1 protein-coding gene and 1 pseudogene are annotated in these 2,915 nt (G+C 26.2%); both read right to left on the reverse strand.

Going from position 1 to position 2,915, the window contains the following annotated elements; translation table 11 throughout:
* Nucleotides 1-1,254 (reverse strand): hypothetical protein (locus tag AJN60_RS04115; protein ID WP_180752975.1); only part of this gene is annotated, 1,254 nt, incomplete at its 3' end.
* A gap of 358 nt (nucleotides 1,255-1,612) precedes the next feature.
* Nucleotides 1,613-2,915 (reverse strand): annotated as a pseudogene (locus AJN60_RS10140) (Mbeg1-like protein); the annotation flags it as partial.

The raw sequence follows: 2,915 nt of genomic DNA on the forward strand, positions 1-2,915 counted from the left end.
AAATACTATCTCAATAAACTCCCCACCGCCATCTTGTGTTTGTATTCTTATAACATTATCAGGGATGATTTCTTGAGCATTGTTTTCACTAGAACTTATATTATTGCTTTTTGTAGTGTTTGTGTATTTTGTGCCATTATTTATATTTACATCTTTATTTTTTGCTTTTATTTTGTTTTCACTAACCCCATTTACCACCACAAACTTACAAACATAAAGCTCTTGTTTTCTATCTTCATCTTCTAAGATTTCATCTAGTCCTTGTGCGATTTGAAGTTTTAAATTTTGCATTTTTGCAGGAGCTAAAAAAGTTAAATGATATTCGTTTAATTTTTTATTGTCTTCTAGGGAATTTTTGATGATTTTATCATACTCATGTAGCTGTGTAAAATACCCTACTCCTAAATCTTTATTTTCAAATTCCTTATAAGCACTTTTATAAACTTTAGCAATGTTTTTTGGGATAATAAAATAAAGTTTGATTAAATTAGTATCAAAGCTAAGATTTAATTCTTTAAATTCATAATCTTTACTAAAGTCTTGTTTGAATTGATTAAGAATATTTATATCCTCTATATCTTTTAAATCTTTTAAATCTATATTAAATTCATTTAAAGCCTTATCTTGTTCTTTTTTTTCATTATTGATTAAAAGATTATAGATAGGTAAATTATCTTTTTGAAATCTATCACTTTTATAATGAAGTCTTATTATAGGCTCTTTTAACTCTATTTGATTTTTACTTTGTTCTCCTAAGCCCTCTTTAGGATCAAAGCTGTGATCAAATTTAAACTTAGTAGGAGTAAAGCTTACTTTTAAAGCAAAGCCTTTATCTGTTTTACAAGCTGAGATGAGTTCTTGTAAGATTACATATTCATTATTGACTTTCTTTTGAGATAAGGATCCTTTTACATTAACAACTTTAGTACAAGGAACACTTACACCTGCTATAGTATTAGGACAAGCTACTATACTAGAGTTTAATAAATCACTTTCTAGCATTATAGGCACACCATCATCTTTAAAAGTTTTTCCTTTGTTTGATTTAAGTATGACTTTACCTCCATGGATACATTCTAGGTTTTGATTTTCTAAAAGAGCATGAAGTTTAGCTATAGCTTGTTTTTTATCTACTTGTGTGGTTTTTTGTTCTTTTAAAGTGTTTGAAATTAAGTCTTTATACTCTAAGCTTTGTTTGCTTAAACATTCTAATTTAATATTTAAAGAATTTTCTATAATAGAATAATTAAGCAAGCAAAGTTCATCATTTTTATAAAAGATACTAAGTCTTCCTAAACCACTGCTTTCATCTTTAGGAGAAAAATAATAACTGGGTGTATCTTGTTTTATAGTATTATCTTGATCTAATTCTCCAAAGTAAAAAGGATTGTTAGGAAGTTCATTTGAGCCTGTAAGGAGAGTGGAGTTTAGGAAGATATAAGCTTGATAGTTTTGAAGTTCTTCAAAAGTAAAATCTGTCGTTGCTTCTAATTTATAAAGTTCATCATAAATACTTTGACAATCAATGATGCTTTTATTTTCACAAAATAAATAAATACTTTTTTTATCTTTATGAATAGAATATAAAAAGTCTTTACCTATCATAATTTTCCTAAATAATACCTATTTTAGCTTTTCCATTAAAATAAAAGCTTGTGATATTTTACAAACTCCACCTAAATATTGCTCATCCCAAATTTGATCTTTTATTTTATAACTTTTTGAATTATATCCATATATTTTTGTTATATTATTAATATTTTCAAGACATTTCATATCTTTATAAACCACAATGAAAATTCTAAATTCCCCAATGGCAATTTTATGAGCTAAGTTTTCTTGATTATTAATAAAGGAACAATCTTTTCTGTATTTATTAAAATCATTTTTATCAAGAATTAAAATATATTTTTCTTTTTCATGTACTTTTAAAATAAAATCTATGATTTTTGTTTGACTAGTGGTAGGAGCTTTATAGCTTGCATAATAATTATCTCCAAGCTCTTCTAAAATACCATTTGTTTCTTGCATTATGGTGGCTATTAATGAAAGAAAATATTCAAAATGATTGATTTTTTCTGGAGAACTTCTAAAAAGTCCAAGAGGTCCATTTTTAAGAGCGAAATTTTTATTATTAATAGCATTATTTTTTAACACAAAAGTTTCTGTATAAATTTGAATATTTTTCATAAAATGATTAAGATACTCTATACACTCACTAAGGCTTTTATCTTTGACCTTATTATAGTTAGCATCTAATTCTAAAAGATAAGAATAAAATAGAGAGTATTAACAAGAGGTTTTATAGAGTGATCATTTTTCCCTGTATATATACCTAAAGCATTGCTTGCACCATATTGAGCTGAAGCAATGATTTCAATTTTACCATTATCATAAATATGAGTGATTTTTTCTGAAACATCTATAGTGTATTTTCCTAAAAGATCTTGCATAATTTTTATAGTATTAGGGTTGATAGCTATATTAGGAAAATTCCAACCATAAACACTAGGGGCATTAAAGGTATAAATTTCATTAGGGCTAAAAGATAGTTTATCTTTATATTTAATATCGCAATATATCAAAGCCATTTGAGCTAAATACCCACCCAATGAATGTCCTACAAATATAATTCTTTTGTGTTTGTTTTTGATTATTTTATTTACTTGTTCTAAAAATTCTAAAAGAAAAGAAGATTAGATATTGCCATTAAGGGATAGAGTTATGTCTTGAACTATATCTTGAATCGAGCTAATAAAATTATCAGTTTCAGTTCCCCTAAACCCTACTATAAATTCATCTTTTTGTTTATCGTAAAACAAAGTAGCACTAAAGCCACTTGTAGTGTTAGGCTGATGAAATTGAACCTCATATCTTTGAATGAAATTTTTAGTCTGTAATTCTCCAAATTCTCC

Source organism: Campylobacter sp. BCW_4323, from assembly GCF_001763115.1.
Lineage (GTDB): Bacteria > Campylobacterota > Campylobacteria > Campylobacterales > Campylobacteraceae > Campylobacter_D > Campylobacter_D jejuni.